At 35.3% G+C, this 17,082-nt stretch carries 13 protein-coding genes; 5 read left to right on the top strand and 8 right to left on the bottom strand.

Going from position 1 to position 17,082, the window contains the following annotated elements:
- Window positions 1-62: 62 nt before the first annotated feature.
- The 4 genes from QS62_RS05000 to QS62_RS04985 form a co-directional block, all read right to left on the bottom strand.
- Window positions 63-1,427 carry a phosphohexomutase domain-containing protein gene (locus QS62_RS05000; RefSeq protein ID WP_066106815.1) on the bottom strand — a complete coding sequence of 455 codons (1,365 nt, stop codon included), beginning with the start codon at window positions 1,425-1,427 and terminating at the stop codon, window positions 63-65.
- Between the two features lie 27 nt (window positions 1,428-1,454).
- Window positions 1,455-1,646 (bottom strand): carbon storage regulator CsrA, encoded by a 192-nt coding sequence (gene csrA, locus QS62_RS04995; RefSeq protein WP_066106811.1) that lies wholly within the window; start codon window positions 1,644-1,646, stop codon window positions 1,455-1,457.
- A 106-nt stretch (window positions 1,647-1,752) separates the two neighbouring features.
- Entirely contained in the window at window positions 1,753-4,377 is a 2,625-nt protein-coding gene (gene alaS / locus QS62_RS04990) for an alanine--tRNA ligase (protein WP_066106808.1), read from the bottom strand.
- 327 nt (window positions 4,378-4,704) lie between these two features.
- On the bottom strand, window positions 4,705-5,292 hold the full coding sequence (locus tag QS62_RS04985; protein WP_231923680.1) for a UbiX family flavin prenyltransferase: 588 nt from the start codon (window positions 5,290-5,292) through the stop codon (window positions 4,705-4,707).
- Window positions 5,293-5,537: 245 nt separating this feature from the next.
- On the opposite strand from QS62_RS04985, the gene asd reads away from it, so the two are divergent.
- Both asd and QS62_RS04975 read left to right on the top strand, forming a co-directional pair.
- Window positions 5,538-6,647: an aspartate-semialdehyde dehydrogenase gene (gene asd / locus QS62_RS04980; protein ID WP_066106804.1), complete on the top strand. Its 1,110-nt coding sequence runs from the start codon at window positions 5,538-5,540 to the stop codon at window positions 6,645-6,647.
- Between the two features lie 56 nt (window positions 6,648-6,703).
- Complete coding sequence (locus QS62_RS04975; protein ID WP_066106801.1) at window positions 6,704-7,306, top strand: DNA glycosylase; 603 nt, start codon at window positions 6,704-6,706, stop codon at window positions 7,304-7,306.
- Between the two features lie 44 nt (window positions 7,307-7,350).
- On the opposite strand, the gene QS62_RS04970 is transcribed toward QS62_RS04975, so the two are convergent.
- From QS62_RS04970 to QS62_RS04955, 4 genes are read right to left on the bottom strand one after another with little or no spacing between them, the layout of a single operon-like run.
- Entirely contained in the window at window positions 7,351-8,409 is a 1,059-nt protein-coding gene (locus QS62_RS04970; protein WP_066106798.1) for an ABC transporter ATP-binding protein, read from the bottom strand.
- Window positions 8,410-8,430: 21 nt separating this feature from the next.
- The gene (locus QS62_RS04965) at window positions 8,431-10,128 is read right to left on the bottom strand and encodes an ABC transporter permease (protein WP_066106795.1); all 1,698 of its coding nucleotides are present in this window, start codon (window positions 10,126-10,128) and stop codon (window positions 8,431-8,433) included.
- Between the two features lie 2 nt (window positions 10,129-10,130).
- Window positions 10,131-11,219, bottom strand: coding sequence for an ABC transporter ATP-binding protein (locus tag QS62_RS04960; protein WP_066106792.1), 1,089 nt, complete (start codon window positions 11,217-11,219; stop codon window positions 10,131-10,133).
- Between the two features lie 19 nt (window positions 11,220-11,238).
- Entirely contained in the window at window positions 11,239-12,228 is a 990-nt protein-coding gene (locus QS62_RS04955) for an ABC transporter substrate-binding protein (protein ID WP_066106789.1), read from the bottom strand.
- A gap of 357 nt (window positions 12,229-12,585) precedes the next feature.
- Here QS62_RS04955 and QS62_RS04950 point away from each other — a divergent pair, with 357 nt between their 5' ends.
- Genes QS62_RS04950 through QS62_RS04940 form a run of 3 tightly spaced genes read left to right on the top strand, consistent with a single transcriptional unit; the run spans window position 12,586 to window position 17,067 of the window.
- Complete coding sequence (locus tag QS62_RS04950; protein WP_414146317.1) at window positions 12,586-13,833, top strand: ABC transporter substrate-binding protein; 1,248 nt, start codon at window positions 12,586-12,588, stop codon at window positions 13,831-13,833.
- Entirely contained in the window at window positions 13,830-15,815 is a 1,986-nt protein-coding gene (locus QS62_RS04945; protein ID WP_066106783.1) for an ATP-binding protein, read from the top strand. Before QS62_RS04950 ends, QS62_RS04945 begins: the two co-directional genes overlap by 4 nt.
- The gene (locus QS62_RS04940; protein WP_066106780.1) at window positions 15,808-17,067 is read left to right on the top strand and encodes a sigma-54-dependent transcriptional regulator; all 1,260 of its coding nucleotides are present in this window, start codon (window positions 15,808-15,810) and stop codon (window positions 17,065-17,067) included. Before QS62_RS04945 ends, QS62_RS04940 begins: the two co-directional genes overlap by 8 nt.
- The last annotated feature ends 15 nt before the right edge of the window (window positions 17,068-17,082 follow it).

Genomic DNA, 17,082 nt, shown 5'->3' with positions numbered 1-17,082 from the left:
AGATAACAATAACCGCACAATGATGTGCGGTTACCTTTATACTCCCATAATGGGAAAAAACGTTATTGACGTAATAATGCTAATACTTCAGCTGTTTTCTCTTCCATCAATGCCTTATCGCCACGTGTTTCCAAATTCAAACGTACCACAGGCTCTGTATTAGAAGAACGTAAATTGAAACGCCAATCTGGATATTCAATGCTGATACCATCTAAATCACTTACGCTAACCGCATTTGGTGCATAAGCATTTTTCACACGTTCAATCGCAACTTTTGCATCTGCCAGTTTACTATTAATTTCACCTGGAGATGGGAAAGTTTCTACACTATTACCAACTAATTCACCTAATGATTTACCTGTAGTGCAAAGTAACTCTGTTACTAATAACCAAGGAATCATACCGCTATCACAATAGAAGAAATCACGGAAATAATGGTGCGCACTCATTTCACCACCGTAAACCGCATCTACACTACGCATTTTCTCTTTAATGAATGAGTGACCAGATTTAGACATTACTGCTTCACCACCATTTTCTGCCACAATTTTTTCTGTATTCCAAATTAAACGTGGATCATAGATGATTTTCGCACCTGGAATCTTTTGTAAGAACGCTTGAGCAAGTAAACCAACAATGTAGTACCCCTCAATAAATTCTCCCTTTTCATCAAAAAGGAAACAACGGTCAAAGTCACCATCAAAAGCAATCCCCATATCTGCTTTATTTTTTAATACTGCATCAATGGTATCTTGACGGTTTTCATGTAATAACGGGTTAGGAATACCATTAGGGAAAGTACCATCTGGATTGTTATGCACTTTCACAAACTCGATTGGTACATTTTTTTGTTTAAATACGGCTTCGATTTTATCAATAATCGGGCCTGCTGCACCATTACCTGAATTAATCACTAATTTAAGCGGTTTTAATTTACTTAAATCAATATAAGAAAGTAAGTGAGCAACATAATCATCAACAACAGAAATTTGTTTATATTGACCTCTCTTAGTGACTTCAGGGAAGTTATTTTCTTCCGCTAGACGTTGAATATCCTTCAACCCTGTATCACCACTAATAGGGCGAGAACCTTCGCGCACTAATTTCAAGCCATTGTAATCCATTGGGTTATGACTTGCTGTCACTTCAATTCCGCCATCGGTCTTTAAAAATGAGGTCGCAAAATAGATCTCTTCTGTTCCAGTTTGCCCAAGATCAATAACATCTACTCCTGAGTCCAATAAACCATTTGCTACGGCACTTTTTAACTCTTTACTTGTCAGGCGAACATCACCACCTACAACAATACTTTTAGGTTTTAAAAATTGCCCAAAAGCACGCCCAATTCGATAAGCAATATCTGCATTTAGCTCATCGCCTAATTTTCCACGAATATCGTAGGCTTTAAAGCAGGTTATTTTCTCCATGTTTTACCTCATTTTTTGTTGTCAAAATTATTCTTTATTTTGTTGTTCTTTTGCTTTCGCTTCTTTTACCTTGTGGTAAATTTCCTCACGATAAATAGCGACATCCTTTGGTGCATCAACGCCAATTTTGACTTGATTTCCTCGAATTTCTAACACACTGATCGTAATATCATCACCGATTAATAATTTCTCATCCATTTTTCGAGTTAGAATTAACATAATTCACTCCTTTTCCTGTATTAATATTTTAGAAATTTATCAATCTCTACTTTCAGATAGGTTAATTATCAACGAGGATTTTCACCTCCAAATGGAGGTGAATCTCTTATAGCTTATCCGCTAACCAACTTTGCGCAAAGGCTAACGCTTCGTCTAATTTTTCAGGCTTATTACCACCGGCCATCGCCATATCTGGTCTGCCACCGCCTTTACCGCCAACAAATTGTGCAAGTAAATTAACTAGCTCACCTGCTTTTACTCTGTTAGTTACATCTTGGGTCACACCAACGATAAGATTGACTTTTTCATCTTGTGTTGCACCAAAAACAATAACCGCTGAACCAAGTCGATTTTTCAAATCATCAACCATCATACGCAATGATTTCGGTTCAACACCATTTACTGCTTCAATTACTACTTTAACACCATTTAACTCTTGTGCTTGTTGCGCTAGATCAGAAACAGCTTGAACAGCTGATTTTTCTTTTAATTGCTGCAACTCTTTTTCTAATTTCTTCGCTCTATCTTGCAATTGTTGAATTTTCTCAACAATAGACGGTACATCAGATTTCAATAAATCTGCACTTTGCATCAATAAAGTTTGTTGTGCTAATACAGCATTAAAGGCTTCTTCACCAGTAACCGCTTCAATACGACGAGTACCAGCCGCAATTGCACTTTCAGAAACAATTTTAAAGAAGCCAATATCACCAGTGAGTTTCACATGAATACCGCCACAAAGCTCTACTGAGAAATCACCCATGGTAATCACACGAACAACATCGCCATATTTCTCACCAAATAACGCCATTGCACCTTTAGCTTTTGCAGCTTCGATATCCATCTCTTCAACAGTTACTGCATGATTTGCACGTACTTGTTCATTCACAATACGCTCAATTTCTGCTAATTGCGCCTTACTAATTGCTTCAGGTTGAGAAAAGTCAAAACGTAATAATTTATCTGAAACTAAAGAACCTTTTTGTGCAACATGACTGCCTAATACTTGACGCAACGCAGCGTGTAGCAAATGGGTCGCTGAGTGATTAAGTGAAGTCGCTTGGCGGCGTTTTGCATCAACTACCGCATTTAATGTTTGACCAACTTTAATTTGTCCTTTGTGTAATTCACCAATATGACCGAATACTTGACCATATTTTTGCGTATCTTTGACTGTGAATAACACATCCGCACTTTCTAAAACACCGCTATCCCCGATCTGGCCACCTGATTCTGCATAAAATGGCGTATTTTCAAGAATCACTACTGCACTTTGTCCAGCATTCACTTCATCAACTTGTTTGCCATCAATGAAAATTGCTGATACTTTCGCGAGGCTTTCTACTTCATGATAACCTTCAAAAGAAGTCACACCATCCACACGAATTAAACTGTTGTAGTCCATTCCAAATTGACTTGCCGCCTGTGCACGCTCACGTTGTGCGTCCATTTCACGATTAAATCCATCTTCATCAATCGTAATATCACGTTCGCGACAAACATCTGCAGTTAAATCTAATGGGAAGCCATAAGTATCATATAACTTGAATGCTACTTCACCAGAAAGCACCTTACCTTTTAATGATGCTAATTCAGTATCTAATAGTGCTAAACCACGTTCCAAAGTTCTGGCAAATTGTTCTTCTTCTAAACGTAATAATTTCTCAATATGAGCTTGTTTTTCTTTAAGAATATCACCAGCTTGAGCCATTACTTCAATTAAAGTTGGCACCAATTTATAGAAGAAAGTTTCTTTTGCACCAAGCAAATGACCATGACGTACTGCACGACGAATAATACGACGTAATACATAACCACGCCCTTCATTAGAAGGATATACACCATCAGCAATCAAATAAGCACAAGAACGAATATGGTCAGAAATTACACGTAATGATTTATTGGTTAAATCTTTCTCACCGGTAATTTCGGCTGTTTTCGCAATTAATGTTTTGAAAATATCGATATCGTAATTGGAGTTGACATGTTGCAATACTGCACTGATTCTTTCTAGCCCCATTCCGGTATCAACAGATGGTTTTGGTAGTTTTTCCATTGTGCCATCAGCTAGACGGTTATATTGCATAAATACCACATTCCAAATTTCAATATAACGGTCACCGTCTTCTTCTGGAGATCCTGGAGGACCACCCCAAATGTGATCACCATGATCATAGAAAATCTCTGTACATGGACCACATGGACCTGTATCACCCATTTGCCAGAAGTTATCTGAAGCATAAGGCGCGCCTTTATTATCACCAATACGAATAATACGTTCTGCTGGTACACCTACTTGTTGATGCCAAATGTTATAAGCTTCATCATCAGTTTCGTACACAGTTACCCATAATTTCTCTTTCGGTAATCCTAACCATTGTGATGATGTTAAAAATTCCCACGCATAATGAATCGCATCATGTTTAAAATAATCACCAAAACTAAAGTTTCCTAACATTTCAAAGAAAGTATGGTGACGTGCGGTATAACCTACATTTTCAAGGTCATTATGTTTACCACCTGCACGTACACAGCGTTGTGCTGTAGTGGCTCGATGATAGGAACGTTTATCAACACCTAAGAAAACATCTTTAAATTGATTCATTCCAGCATTGGTAAATAACAATGTCGGATCGTTTTCTGGCACTAATGAACTACTTGCAACAATTTGATGTCCTTTACTATGAAAGAAATCTAAATAAGCCTGTCTAATTTCTGCCGTTGTTTTCATAAAAATCCTATTAGTTTAAAAAGAAGAATTTTCTTTTCTGCGTATTACAAAATTTTATGACTTCTAAAAAGGGAAGAGAAAAAATTTGTATTTTACCGATAAAATAAACGGTGCTTATTCTTGCACATTTTTCAATTTTATTGAATGTAGAATAGGCGTTTTCAGATAAAATTCTTGTTTTAACTAAACCAAAGCAAATTTACTGTAACTGTAATACTCTTAAAAAATACACTATATGGGTTATCTTAACGCAATAAATCGCCTAATTTAGTGCGTTACCTCTCAAAATTCGATATTTTTCTCAGAAAATGCCTATTTTCTCTGGTTTTAACCTTTGTTAAAGCGCGAAGAACCTTGCCAACGCTCAGCAACATTATGTTCTATACCTAATGAATCTAACATTTTTGTCGTTTGCTGACGAATCAATTCCTCAACTGATTGTGGTGGGTGATAAAACGCTGGGATTGGCGGAATAATATGAGCCCCCAACTTAGCTAATTTCGTTAAGTTTTCTAAATGGATCACACTAAGTGGCGTTTCTCTTGGCACAATAATTAACTTACGTTGTTCTTTTAACGTTACATCCGCCGCACGCCCAATTAAACTATCATGAAAACCGCAAGCAATACCTGCTACTGTTTTCATACTTGCCGGCACAATTACCATCGCATCAATTAGATAAGAACCTGAGGCAATCGTCGCCGCCATATCGTGATTGGCATAATGATAATCCATGAGATCATATAACTCTGTTAATTTCATATCCGTTTCAATGCGCAAGTTTTCTCTTGCCCATTGGCTAACTACACCATGAATCTCAATATCCTGCGGTAAATTACGCAATGTTTTTAATAAGTCTATGGCATAGACAACGCCTGATGCACCGGAAATCCCAATAATAATTCGTTTCACCATAATTCTATTTTCTCCTAGTGAATCTCTGTCCACTACTGTTAATGCCATATCATAGCAAATAAATATAAAAACCACTGTTGTTATAGCAATTTCTTGCTGGTTTGTTATTCATTTCAACAAAATTTAGATTTTTTACTATTTTTTTAGTATCAAGTATTGATTTAATTCATTTTATAGAGTAATTAATTAAGACTTTTCAAACAAACACAGCATTTATTTTAAAATTAACTAATGAGGGTATAACAATGAAAAAAGTCGGTTTTATTGGTTGGCGTGGAATGGTCGGTTCAGTTTTAATGGACCGTATGCAACAAGAACAAGATTTCGCAAATATTGCTCCAACATTCTTCACTACATCTCAAGCTGGACAACCAGCGCCAACATTTGCAGGCAAAGACGCTGGCGTATTACTTAACGCTTACGATATTGATGCATTAAAACAACAAGAAATTATCGTAACCTGTCAAGGCGGTGATTACACCAATGAAATTTATCCAAAATTACGTGCTACCGGTTGGGACGGTTATTGGGTTGATGCAGCTTCTGCACTTCGTATGGAAAAAGACGCTATTATTGTATTAGATCCAGTAAACCAACACGTTATCGATAAAGGATTGAAAGAAGGAATCAAAACCTATGTCGGCGGTAACTGTACTGTAAGTTTAATGTTAATGGCATTAGGCGGTTTATTTGAGCGTGATCTCGTTGAATGGGTATCTGTAGCAACTTATCAAGCAGCTAGTGGTGCCGGTGCGAAAAATATGCGCGAACTTTTAGTACAAATGGGACAATTACATAATGTTGTTGAAGCTGATTTAGCAAACCCAGCTTCTTCCATTTTAGACATTGAACGTGCAGTGACTGCGAAAATGCGTGCAGACTTACCATGCGATAACTTCGGTGCTCCATTAGCAGGCAGCTTAATTCCTTGGATTGATAAATTACTTGAAAGCGGCCAAACCAAAGAAGAGTGGAAAGGCTACGCAGAAACTAACAAAATTCTTGGTTTATCTGAAAATCCTGTGCCAATTGATGGGCTATGTGTTCGTATCGGTGCATTACGTTGCCACAGCCAAGCCTTCACCATCAAAATGAAAAAAGATTTACCATTAGCAGAAATTGAACAAATTCTTGCTTCACATAATGAGTGGGTGAAAGTCATTCCAAATGATAAAGAAACCACTTTACGTGAATTAACTCCGGCAAAAGTAACTGGCACTTTAAGTGTTCCAGTCGGACGTTTACGTAAACTCAATATGGGGCCTGAATATCTTGCTGCGTTCACTGTTGGTGACCAATTACTTTGGGGTGCAGCAGAACCAATCCGCCGTATCTTAAAACAATTAGTTGCTTAATTCATTTTTGATAAACTCGCTTCTATACTGTAGAAGCGAGTTTTTTCTTGTTTGTTATGACTGATATTATTGAAACTCATCCCCTCAAACCATTTTTACCTACTAACGCTAAAATTTTGATGTTAGGTAGTTTTCCTCCACCACAAAACCGTTGGAAAATGAATTTCTATTATCCTAATTTCCAAAACGATATGTGGCGTATTTTCGGCTTAGTGTTTTTTCAAGATAAAGATCATTTTTTAACTGCCGATAAACAGTTATTTGACCAAGCAAAAATTGAACAATTTTTGCAACAACAGGGTATCGCCATTTGTGATTCAGGTTATAAGATTATCCGCCAGCAAGGCAATGCCTCAGATAAATTCTTGCAAATTGTTGAACCAATTGATTTAACTGCGGTATTAGCAAAAATTCCACAATGTAAGGTACTGATGACTGCAGGTGAAAAAGCCACAGAAACCTTGTTATCACTACTACCAGAAAAAATTAAAATGCCAGCTTCAGGAGAAAGCTGCGAAATTACGATTGGGCAACAACAATATCACCTCTATCGTTTACCATCATCTTCTCGTGCTTATCCACTTGCTCTCAATAAAAAAGCCGACATTTATCGGCAGTTTTTTATTAAAGAACAAATCTTAGATATATCCACTATTTAGACTATATATGGCTTAAATTAGAAATAATTTAAGTCATATATTATTTATTCCACAGGATACCAATGTAAACGGCTAAAGACTACTTGACACATTTCACCTTCTTGCGGACCATGATCTCGTCGTCCTTTTTGTACACGAAGTTCCTGATTACCAATCAAAATACTATAATCAATAACCTCACCTAAATATGAACGACGTTTTACTACTCCAGGAATACCACCTTGGCTGACAAAATCTATTTCGGATGGACGAGTAGCAAGAATCGCCATTCCTTGTTGTATCAACTCAGCTGGCGGTGTTGGATTAATCATAAACTGTCCATCGCATCCATCAAAAGAAACTCCTTGAGCAGATACGTTCACCTTTAACTGATTAGATAATCCAATAAAGCTAAATACAAATTTATTTGCTGGATTATTATAAACATTTAGTGGTGTATCGATTTGCTCAATAACTCCTTTCTTCATAACTAAGATACGATCTGACAACGCCATTGCTTCTGATTGATCATGGGTAACATAAATTATTGAGAAACCAAATTTACGTTGTAATGCTTTAATCTCGAAACGCATTTCTTCTCGCAAATGTGGATCTAAACTTGATAATGGTTCATCAAGTAACATCACATCTGGATTTAAAGCTAATGCTCTTGCTAAAGCTACTCGCTGTTTTCCACCACCTGATAGATCATCCGGACTTTTTTTAGCAACACTCAATAAATTAGTATGTTTTAAAGCATCTGTTGTTCTTTTCTCAATTTCTTGTTTTGACAAATTTTTCAACGCCAATGGAAATGCAACATTGTCATACACACTCATATGAGGCCACACTGCAAATGCCTGAAATACCATACCAAAATTACGCTTTTCTGGTGGTAAATAGAAATTTGTTGCTTTAGACGAAAGTAATCTTTCTCCAACTCTAATCTCACCACCATCCAGATCTTCAAATCCAGCTATCATCCGTAATGTAGTTGTCTTACCACATCCTGACGGTCCCAACATTGAAAAACATTCACCCTTTTCAATTGAAAGATTTAAATCAGGAATCGCTATTACATCGCCGAATTGTTTCATTACATGGTTAAGTTGAATATAACTCATATTTTTCTCCTCAAAATCCGGCTATTTTTTCGTTTTCTTTTCCGCATAACGCTTAATTACTGTTTGTCCAAAGACAATAATAATTAACGCAATACCAGCTAAAGCGGCTGAATATACAGTTTCACCATCTTCATTCAATGTATAAATAGCAACACCAATAGTACGAGTTGATGGGCCATATAACATCACAGATACCGTTAATTCACGCAACGCTGGTAAGAAAATAAGGAAAAATGCAGCGATCATTCCTGGACGCACAAGAGGAATAACAATATCTTTCAATGATTGCCACATACTCGCACCACAAGCACGAGAAGCTTCCACCAAAGAATCATGTACTTGCTCCAATGCAGCTGAATTTGCTTTCAAAGAGAACGCCATATAACGTGCAATATACGCAATTAGAATAATCCATACTGTGTTATATAAATTAATACCAAACTTACCACTCCACGCTAAAATTACCCCTAACGCGATTACCGAGCCAGGTACTGAGAATGGCAACATACCTAAAAACTCAAGAATACCTTTGCCTTTTACTCTCATCTTCACAATAACATAGGAGATCATTACACCGGCAAACATGGTGATCACTGCTGCTGCTAATCCCAACAATACACTGTTACGAATAGCATCTTTGGTTAACTGCCATTCAAACAAGATAAACTTATAATTATCTAATGTGAGATTTTCCCATGTAACTGGTAAACCATAAGTTTTTAATCCACCTACAATAAAGATTGTTACTGTTGGTAATACAATCGTGAAAGCAATATAAAGCAGACAGATGATCAGCAATGGCATTCTTAATCCTCTGAGTTTCACTTCAACAGGTCGGAAACTTTTACCTGCAATAATTTGGAATCGTCCACGATTAAGAATCTTATTTTGTAACCAAATAATTACCGCTGCAGTAAACACCAAAACTGTTGCTAATACAGTACCAGTACGAATTGCTTCAAAACTACCTGCGCTTTGGTGAATACGTTCATAAATTAGAGTCGGAATATTAAAAATACCATTTTCAATTCCTAGTACTGCAACCGTACCAAAATGAGCCATAGAGTACAGCATGATCAAAAGCGCACCTGACACAATACTTGGCATCACTAATGGAATAGTAATTTTTCTGGTAATCGTAAATAGACTTGCTCCAGAAATACGAGCAGACTCTTCTAAAGTAGGATCCATTCGTTCTAAAGCACCACAAACTTGAATAAAGACAAATGGAAAGAGATACATGGTTTCAACAGCCATAATTCCAGCATAACTATAAATATTGAAAATAGGCTCTTCGAGTCCAAATGTATCCATAAAGAAACGATTTATATAACCTGCACGAGGAGATAAAAGCATTTTCCATGCCAATGCACCAATAAATGACGGTAGCATAAATGGCACTAGAAACATAACCTTCATAAATCCTTTATAAGGTAAATCAGTGCGAGTTACTAACCAGGCAAAAAATGTGCCAACAATAGTACTCATCACTGTCACGCCAGATGCAATAAATAATGAATTCAATAAGGCTTCATAAGTTTCTTCTTGCTTCAAAATTTTTACTACATCACTAATATTAAATTGACCATCTACCCAAAATGAATTGATAAATATCAATAATACTGGTACAGCAACGACAATCACCAAGATACCTATTGATAGCGCCAAAATACTATTTGCTACATTAAATGGGCTTTTTTTCTCAATTACTGTCGCCATAACTATTTCCTCATCTGTTGCTCTGTTTGTTGATCATCAGCAAACCAAAGTAAATCGTGGAAATTGACATAACAATCTTCATCCTCTTTGAACATGAGATTATTCTGTAATGCAGTATTCGTCGAAATTTCTGTGCGCAAAGACACACCATCAATATCGATCATATAATCCATCACTGCACCAAGAAAACTTGCTCTAACAATTTTTCCTTTTAATCCTGTCGGATGCTTGCTGAGGATAATATCTGATGGTCGGCAACCTAATTTGCCTTGCTGTTGAGGAAGATTTTCCCATTGAATCGCTTGTGTTCCTTGCCCGACAAAATGACAACCTTGCTCATAACGTATAGAAATAAAGTTAGCTAATCCCATAAATTTAAACACCATTTCATTTTCAGATTTCTCATAAATTTCCCATGGCGTACCAATTTGCTGAATATTTCCATCTTTATCCATAATCGCTAAACGATCAGAAATAGCTAAAGCAATCTCTTGATCATGAGTTACATACAAAATAGTAATCCCTAATTTCTTTTGTAACTCTTTAATCTCAAACCTCATTTCTTCTCTTAAATTTGCATCCAAATTATTTAAAGGTTCATCTAAGAGCATCAAAGAAGGCCTTGCAACAAGTGCCCTCGCTAAAGCAACTCGTTGTTGTTGTCCTCCAGAAAGTTGAGATGGCAAGCGTTTCTCTAGACCAGTTAAATTCACTAAATCTACCACTTCCATCACTTGCTGCTGAATAGTTTGCTTATCTAACTCTTTCAGCTTTAATGGATAAGCTATATTGTCAAATACTGTCATATGTGGCCAAACAGCATAGTCCTGGAAAACAACGCCTAATCCACGTTGATCAGGTTGTATATCGACACCTGTGGTGGCATCTGCCACCATATTGTCGTCAATTAAAATTCTTCCTTTATCAGGCACTTCAAACCCTGCTAATAAACGAAGTAATACTGTTTTTCCACACCCGGATGGTCCTAGTAAGGTAAAACATTCACCATCTTTTACTACAAGAGATAAATCTTTCAACACTTCATTCGAACCAAAAGCTTTGCTTATATTTTCGAATTTAATTGTTGCCATAAAACATATCCCTTAATTATTAATTACGCCCTTGAAGAATTTGCGTGAATTTCTTCACAGTTTCTTCTTTCTCAGTCAAAATTGCTTGGTAATCAATTGGAATAGCACGACTCATCGCATCATCTACGGTAGGCATTCCTTCTAAAGATGGGATTCCTTTTCTCACAGGTAATGTACCTTCTTGAGCAATAATCTTTTGTGCATCTTCAGAAAGTAAGAAATCAATAAATTTTTTGGCAGCTTCTTTATTTTTAGTTCCTTTAAAAATAGCTGCAGGACTTGGAATCACTAGCATCTCTTTAGGATAAACTAGTTTTAATTCTGCGCCTTTCTTAATTTTATCGTTTGTAATGTAATCCACTGCTAACGATGCTAATAAATCGCCAGACGCAGTATCATCCACAACTTGCCCTGAACCTTTACCTACTTTCCCTTTATTCGCTTTAATTTTTTCAAAAAATTCCCAGCCAAAGGTAGATTTCAATAAAGCAACGCTCATATAAGAGGTTCCTGATAATGCAGGGTTAGCAATACCAAAAGCCCCTTTATATTTTGGACCAGTAATATCATCCCATGTCGCAGGTGGTTCTTTCACAAAACGTGTGTTATAAGCAATACCTAATGTTCCTAATCTAATCGGCGTAAAAGAACCATCAAAATTAGGAATCGGATTTACAATATTGCTGACTTCTGGCGAAACATACGGATCTAACATGCCATTTTCTTTCATTTTAAAGAAATCTGGTACTTCACTAGTCCAAATAATGTCTGCCATGATTTGTCCAGATTCTTTCTCTGCTGCGATTTTTGCCATCAATTTACCTGCACCAGCAGATTGATAGTCCATTGAAACTTCTGGATGTTTTTCGCTAAATTTTGCTTTTAATGCACCAATCAAAGATTCTTTCATTGATGTATATACAATGAGTTTTTCATTTGCTTGAGCAAAACCTGCAACGGTCATACTTAACCCAAGAGTGATGATTAATGAGGATAATTTCTTGTTCATAAGCCAGTCCTTCTTATCTGTTTATTAATGGGTAATACTGCTCAAATCGTTCTAATTTTGTATAGAACTTAACCTACAATAACTATCTGACTTAGAAAAAAAAAGAGGGGTATATTTCATAAAAAATGGTCAAATTTAACTCATTTAATATATAAATATAGGTCAAAATTAACCCATTTTATTAAGTGTTAAATATCACTAATCAATATATCGAGAAAAACGTTCATAAATGACACAAAGATCCGATTTCATGAAATAAATTTAAATTTTATTTTTTTGAATATGATCACAAAAAAAACGCCTCTGCTTACTAGTTTTTTGGCTAATATACAAGCTACTTTGCTAATTTAAATCTAGGTGAATAGTATGCGGACATCAATACTCAAACCATTTATTGTTTTTCTGTTCATATTATTTGCTACTTTTCCTACATTGAGTAAAGCTAGTGAACTCGTTATTGGTACAACATTTGCACCTGAAGCGATCAAACCGCTCATTGATGAATGGAATAAACGACCTAATACTATTCCGATTACTACTCTTAATCGAACTAGTGCATCTATTAATCAACTACTCTCCACCGAAAAAGCCAAACAAGTTGATCTTGTGCTAAGTTCATCACCAATGCTTTTCTATAATTTGCAGGAGAAAAACAAACTAGCACCTATACCAAAATATATTAATAACCAAACTACTTTTTTGCCCGATATTCTAAAAACTAGCACTGTTGCTTTTGCCTTTTCTGGTTATGGTATGTTGTTAAATAAAACCGTATTACAAGATATACATACTCCTTTACCAGAGTCTTGGAAAGATCTTACTAATCCTGCTTTACAAGGATTAATTATTATTAGTAGCCCATCTCGCTCTGATACCAACCATATTATGTTAGAGGCTTTGTTACAAAAATATGGTTGGAATGAGGGATGGTCCATCATTGAAAGAATGATGATCAATGTCGGCACTATTTCTTCCCGAAGTTTTGGCGTTGTCGATAAAATTCAAGCACATTTAGGTGCTATCGGAATCACTATTGATAATTACGCCCATATTGTGACGCAAAAAAATAATCCTGAACTCATCTTTCAATATTTTCCACAATTTCCAACCTCTCCGACATTTATTGCGGTAGTTGCAGAAAGTAGCAAGAAAGAACAAGCATTTAAATTTATCTCTTTCTTATTGGATACCAACACACAGCTCATTTTGGCAGAAAAACAACTCAGTAAATACCCAATTATTTCCTTGCCAATAACGCACCCAAAAGCCGCCTTACAGCAACAATTATTTAAACAACCACAATTAAACTATGATTTATTAATTAAAAGACAACAATTGGTAAAACTACTCTTTGAGCAACATATCGTTCATCGATTAAGCTTATTACAAGAATATTGGCATTTATTACAGCAAAAAGAAGCCTCTCTTAATCGGACACTACCTGAATTACGAAATATTCTTACTTCGCTACCTGTTTCAGCAGAACAATCCGAAAACGCACAATATTTATCTGAATTTGATCGTTCACAAGAACTGTTAAATTGGCAGCATTTTTTTATTGCACAACAACTCTCATTTATTAAAGCATTGGAAAATTTAGAATGAAATCTTGGTTAAAACGTTTAGATCTTAGTACTGGTTTACAACTCTCTTTTTTAATCAGTGTATTCCTTTGCCTATTAGTGGGTGGCGTTGGTTTATATACCTGGCAACAACAACGTATTGAAATAAACTATGCCTTAGTACAAAATTTCCCTAAAGTGCAAGCAGCTTTCCAAACAGAAGAACAAATCAATATTTTACACAATGCCTTTATTCGGCTTGTCAATGTTAACAATACTAATGAAAAAATTGCACGCTATAATGATGCAAAGCAACAATTATCAACACTCAAAGAATTAATCATCGAGTTAGACGAAAATTTAAACGATGATTTAATGCATTTATTACATCAACAATCTTCATTATTAGAACAAATTTCACAAAATATTACTGGAACTCTTACTCTAAATGAGGAATTAAACAAAGTTCTTTCTAAAATCAATTGGTTGCATGATGATTTTCATAATGAATTTACTGCACTTTTGCAAGAAATGAGTTGGCAGCAATCTACTTTGGCCAAAACCATCACTCAACAACCCCAAGCCACACAAAAAATCGAACAACTAAAACAATTACAACAGGAATTACTCTTAGTTTATGATCTCACGAATTATGAAGAACAAATTATTACTGAATTAAGATCACAAATTGCTGAATATACTCAGAAAGATAACACTGTTAAACTTCACAACTACCTCAGTTATCTCTCTTTATTAATTAATAATCAGATTAATCTACTCAGCAGACATTCCCCAATCTCTACTATCAAACAAATCCTTGATGAACTAATTCAACTTGGTTTGAACCATCAAGAGCTGCCTACCTTATTTGCCGTACGTTCACAACTTAATCAACAACGACAACAACTAGTTAAAGACAGCGATACTATATTCAAGTCTTTTCGTAAACGTATTAACACTCAAGTCGGCAATAGCGAAAATCAACTACACCTACTACATTATATTGTTGAAAAAAGTACACAATTTAATGGATTCCTAATCTTATTAGTTATGCTGATCGCTTGTCTTTTTGTTATTGCAGTAAACTTTTTTTATATTCGTTTACGTTTATTAAAACGGTTCCAACAATTAAATCTTGCCGTTTCCCAATTAACAAGCGGCAAAGATAACGTAAAAATAGCCGTTTATGGTAATGATGAGTTAGGTCGTATTGCGCAATTATTACGACTATTCTTATCTGAAATGCAGAAAAAACAAGCTGAACTAGAAGCAAGAAATCAAACATTGCTCAATGAAATTCATAATAGAATAAAAATTCAAACTGAATTAGAAAATATTCAAAATGAGCTAACACAAGCTGCAAAACTTGCTGCTGTAGGAAAAACTCTCACTTCTATCAGTCATGAAATCACACAACCTCTTAATGCAATGAATGCCTATTTGTTCAGCGCTAAACGGGCTATCCAAAAACAAAAGATGGAAGCAGTATTAGATTACCTAAATAAAATTAACCATTTGGTAGATAGAACAGCATTAATTATTAAAAGATTACGTCAATTTTCTCGACAAGGAGTCGGAAAATTACAGGCTGTCAATTTGACTAATTGTATTCAAAATTCATGGGAATTATTAGAATCTAAACATAAAAACCGCCAAGGTAAATTAATTATGCCGCCAACATTACCTAATATTCTTGGTGAAGACGTATTAATTGAACAGGTTTTTGTTAATTTATTCCTAAACTCTTTAGAAGCAATTGAACATATTCCACCAGAAATTCATATTGAAATTAATCATTGTGATAAAAACAACATCTGTTTATGGGTTTCAGATAACGGCAAAGGTTGGCCCTTATCTGATAAGTTATTACAACCTTTTTCAACTAATAAATCTATTAACTTAGGTCTAGGCCTTTCTATTAGCCGATCGATAATGGAACAATGCCAAGGTGAGTTACATATTGCATCTACTCTAACCCATCATGCATTAGTAATTTTAAATTTTAAGGTAACTCAAAATGTTTAGCACAGAATATAACGTACTACTTATTGATGATGACATTGATATTCTTGAATCTTTTCAGGACTTACTACAACAAGAAGGATATCAAGTTATCACCTGTTCTGATCCTATTGATATAGTGACACAAATTCCTGAAAATTGGCTTGGTGTTGTATTGTGTGACGTACTTTTACCTAATATTTCTGGATTAACTTTATTACAAGATATCATTAAGTATGATCCTCAATTGCCGGTGATTATGATCACTGGCCATGGTGACGTACCTATGGCGGTGGATGCCGTAAAAAAAGGAGCACTTAATTTCCTTGAAAAGCCATTATCCTTAGAAAATTTACTAATTCAGATTAAACAAGCTTTACAACAACGAAGCAGTACAATAGAAAATCGGTTATGGCAATTAAAACAATTAAATGAAGTCTTTATTGGCCAGAGTGATTGGGGTATCGCAAATCGAGAACAACTACAAAAACTAGCCAATAGCAATATTCCTGTCTTTTTATGGGGAGAAGCTGGTACAGGACGGCATCTTTCAGCCATTTATTTACACAAATTAAGTGCCAGAAAACACTCTCCGCTAGTCACTTATGAATGTTATCCTCAAGATCAAATTAATATAGAAGCATTAATTAATGAAACTAAACAAGGTACTTTAATTCTGAAAAATGTTCACTATTTACCACAACGAGAACAACAGTTATTAGCAAATGCCTTAAATAACGAGAATGTATCATTCCGTTTAGTGCTCATTAGTGATTTAGCTCTACTACAACTTATTCAGGATAAGTCCCTTATCTCGGATTTTTATTATCTATTTTTACATACTCAGATCGAATTACTGCCACTAAGAAAACGTACTAGCGATATCATTCCAATTTTTTGTCATTATGTGCAGAAAAGCTGCCTTCGTCTAAAGAAAGAGTATGAAAAACCACCTAAAAAAATCTTACAAACCTTGCTAAATCAAGACTGGAGTGGAAACGTAAAAGAACTAATTAATATTGCAGAATTATATGCTATTGGTTTACTTTCCGATCAAGTCTCTTTATCACCACATTCATCAACTCCAATGACTGCTGGAGATATAAAACCCCTCAACGAACAAGTAGATGAATACGAAAAACAGATCATAGAAAATGCATTGATTTTTTATCAAGGTAGAATAAATGAGGTAGCCACTTATTTAGATATTCCACGTAAAAAACTATATTTACGCATGAGAAAATATGGCATTGATAAAAAAAATTATAAACTCTAACTACATTAAATACAC

The organism is Gallibacterium salpingitidis (assembly GCF_001678495.1).
Taxonomy (GTDB): domain Bacteria; phylum Pseudomonadota; class Gammaproteobacteria; order Enterobacterales; family Pasteurellaceae; genus Gallibacterium; species Gallibacterium salpingitidis.
Note: the sequence above shows the minus strand (reverse complement) of the source record. Positions and strands in the feature narration are given on the sequence as shown.

Bases quoted from the DNA above. Each gene is read 5' to 3' on its own strand.
- QS62_RS04985 (WP_231923680.1), bottom strand. From the start codon at position 5,292: ATGGTGAAACGAATTATTATTGGGATTTCCGGTGCATCAGGCGTTGTC.
- asd (WP_066106804.1), top strand. From the start codon at position 5,538: ATGAAAAAAGTCGGTTTTATTGGTTGGCGTGGAATGGTCGGTTCAGTT.
- QS62_RS04975 (WP_066106801.1), top strand. From the start codon at position 6,704: ATGACTGATATTATTGAAACTCATCCCCTCAAACCATTTTTACCTACT.
- QS62_RS04970 (WP_066106798.1), bottom strand. From the start codon at position 8,409: ATGAGTTATATTCAACTTAACCATGTAATGAAACAATTCGGCGATGTA.
- QS62_RS04940 (WP_066106780.1), top strand. From the start codon at position 15,808: ATGTTTAGCACAGAATATAACGTACTACTTATTGATGATGACATTGAT.
- QS62_RS04965 (WP_066106795.1), bottom strand. From the start codon at position 10,128: ATGGCGACAGTAATTGAGAAAAAAAGCCCATTTAATGTAGCAAATAGT.
- csrA (WP_066106811.1), bottom strand. From the start codon at position 1,646: ATGTTAATTCTAACTCGAAAAATGGATGAGAAATTATTAATCGGTGAT.
- QS62_RS04955 (WP_066106789.1), bottom strand. From the start codon at position 12,228: ATGAACAAGAAATTATCCTCATTAATCATCACTCTTGGGTTAAGTATG.
- alaS (WP_066106808.1), bottom strand. From the start codon at position 4,377: ATGAAAACAACGGCAGAAATTAGACAGGCTTATTTAGATTTCTTTCAT.
- QS62_RS04960 (WP_066106792.1), bottom strand. From the start codon at position 11,219: ATGGCAACAATTAAATTCGAAAATATAAGCAAAGCTTTTGGTTCGAAT.
- QS62_RS04945 (WP_066106783.1), top strand. From the start codon at position 13,830: ATGAAATCTTGGTTAAAACGTTTAGATCTTAGTACTGGTTTACAACTC.
- QS62_RS05000 (WP_066106815.1), bottom strand. From the start codon at position 1,427: ATGGAGAAAATAACCTGCTTTAAAGCCTACGATATTCGTGGAAAATTA.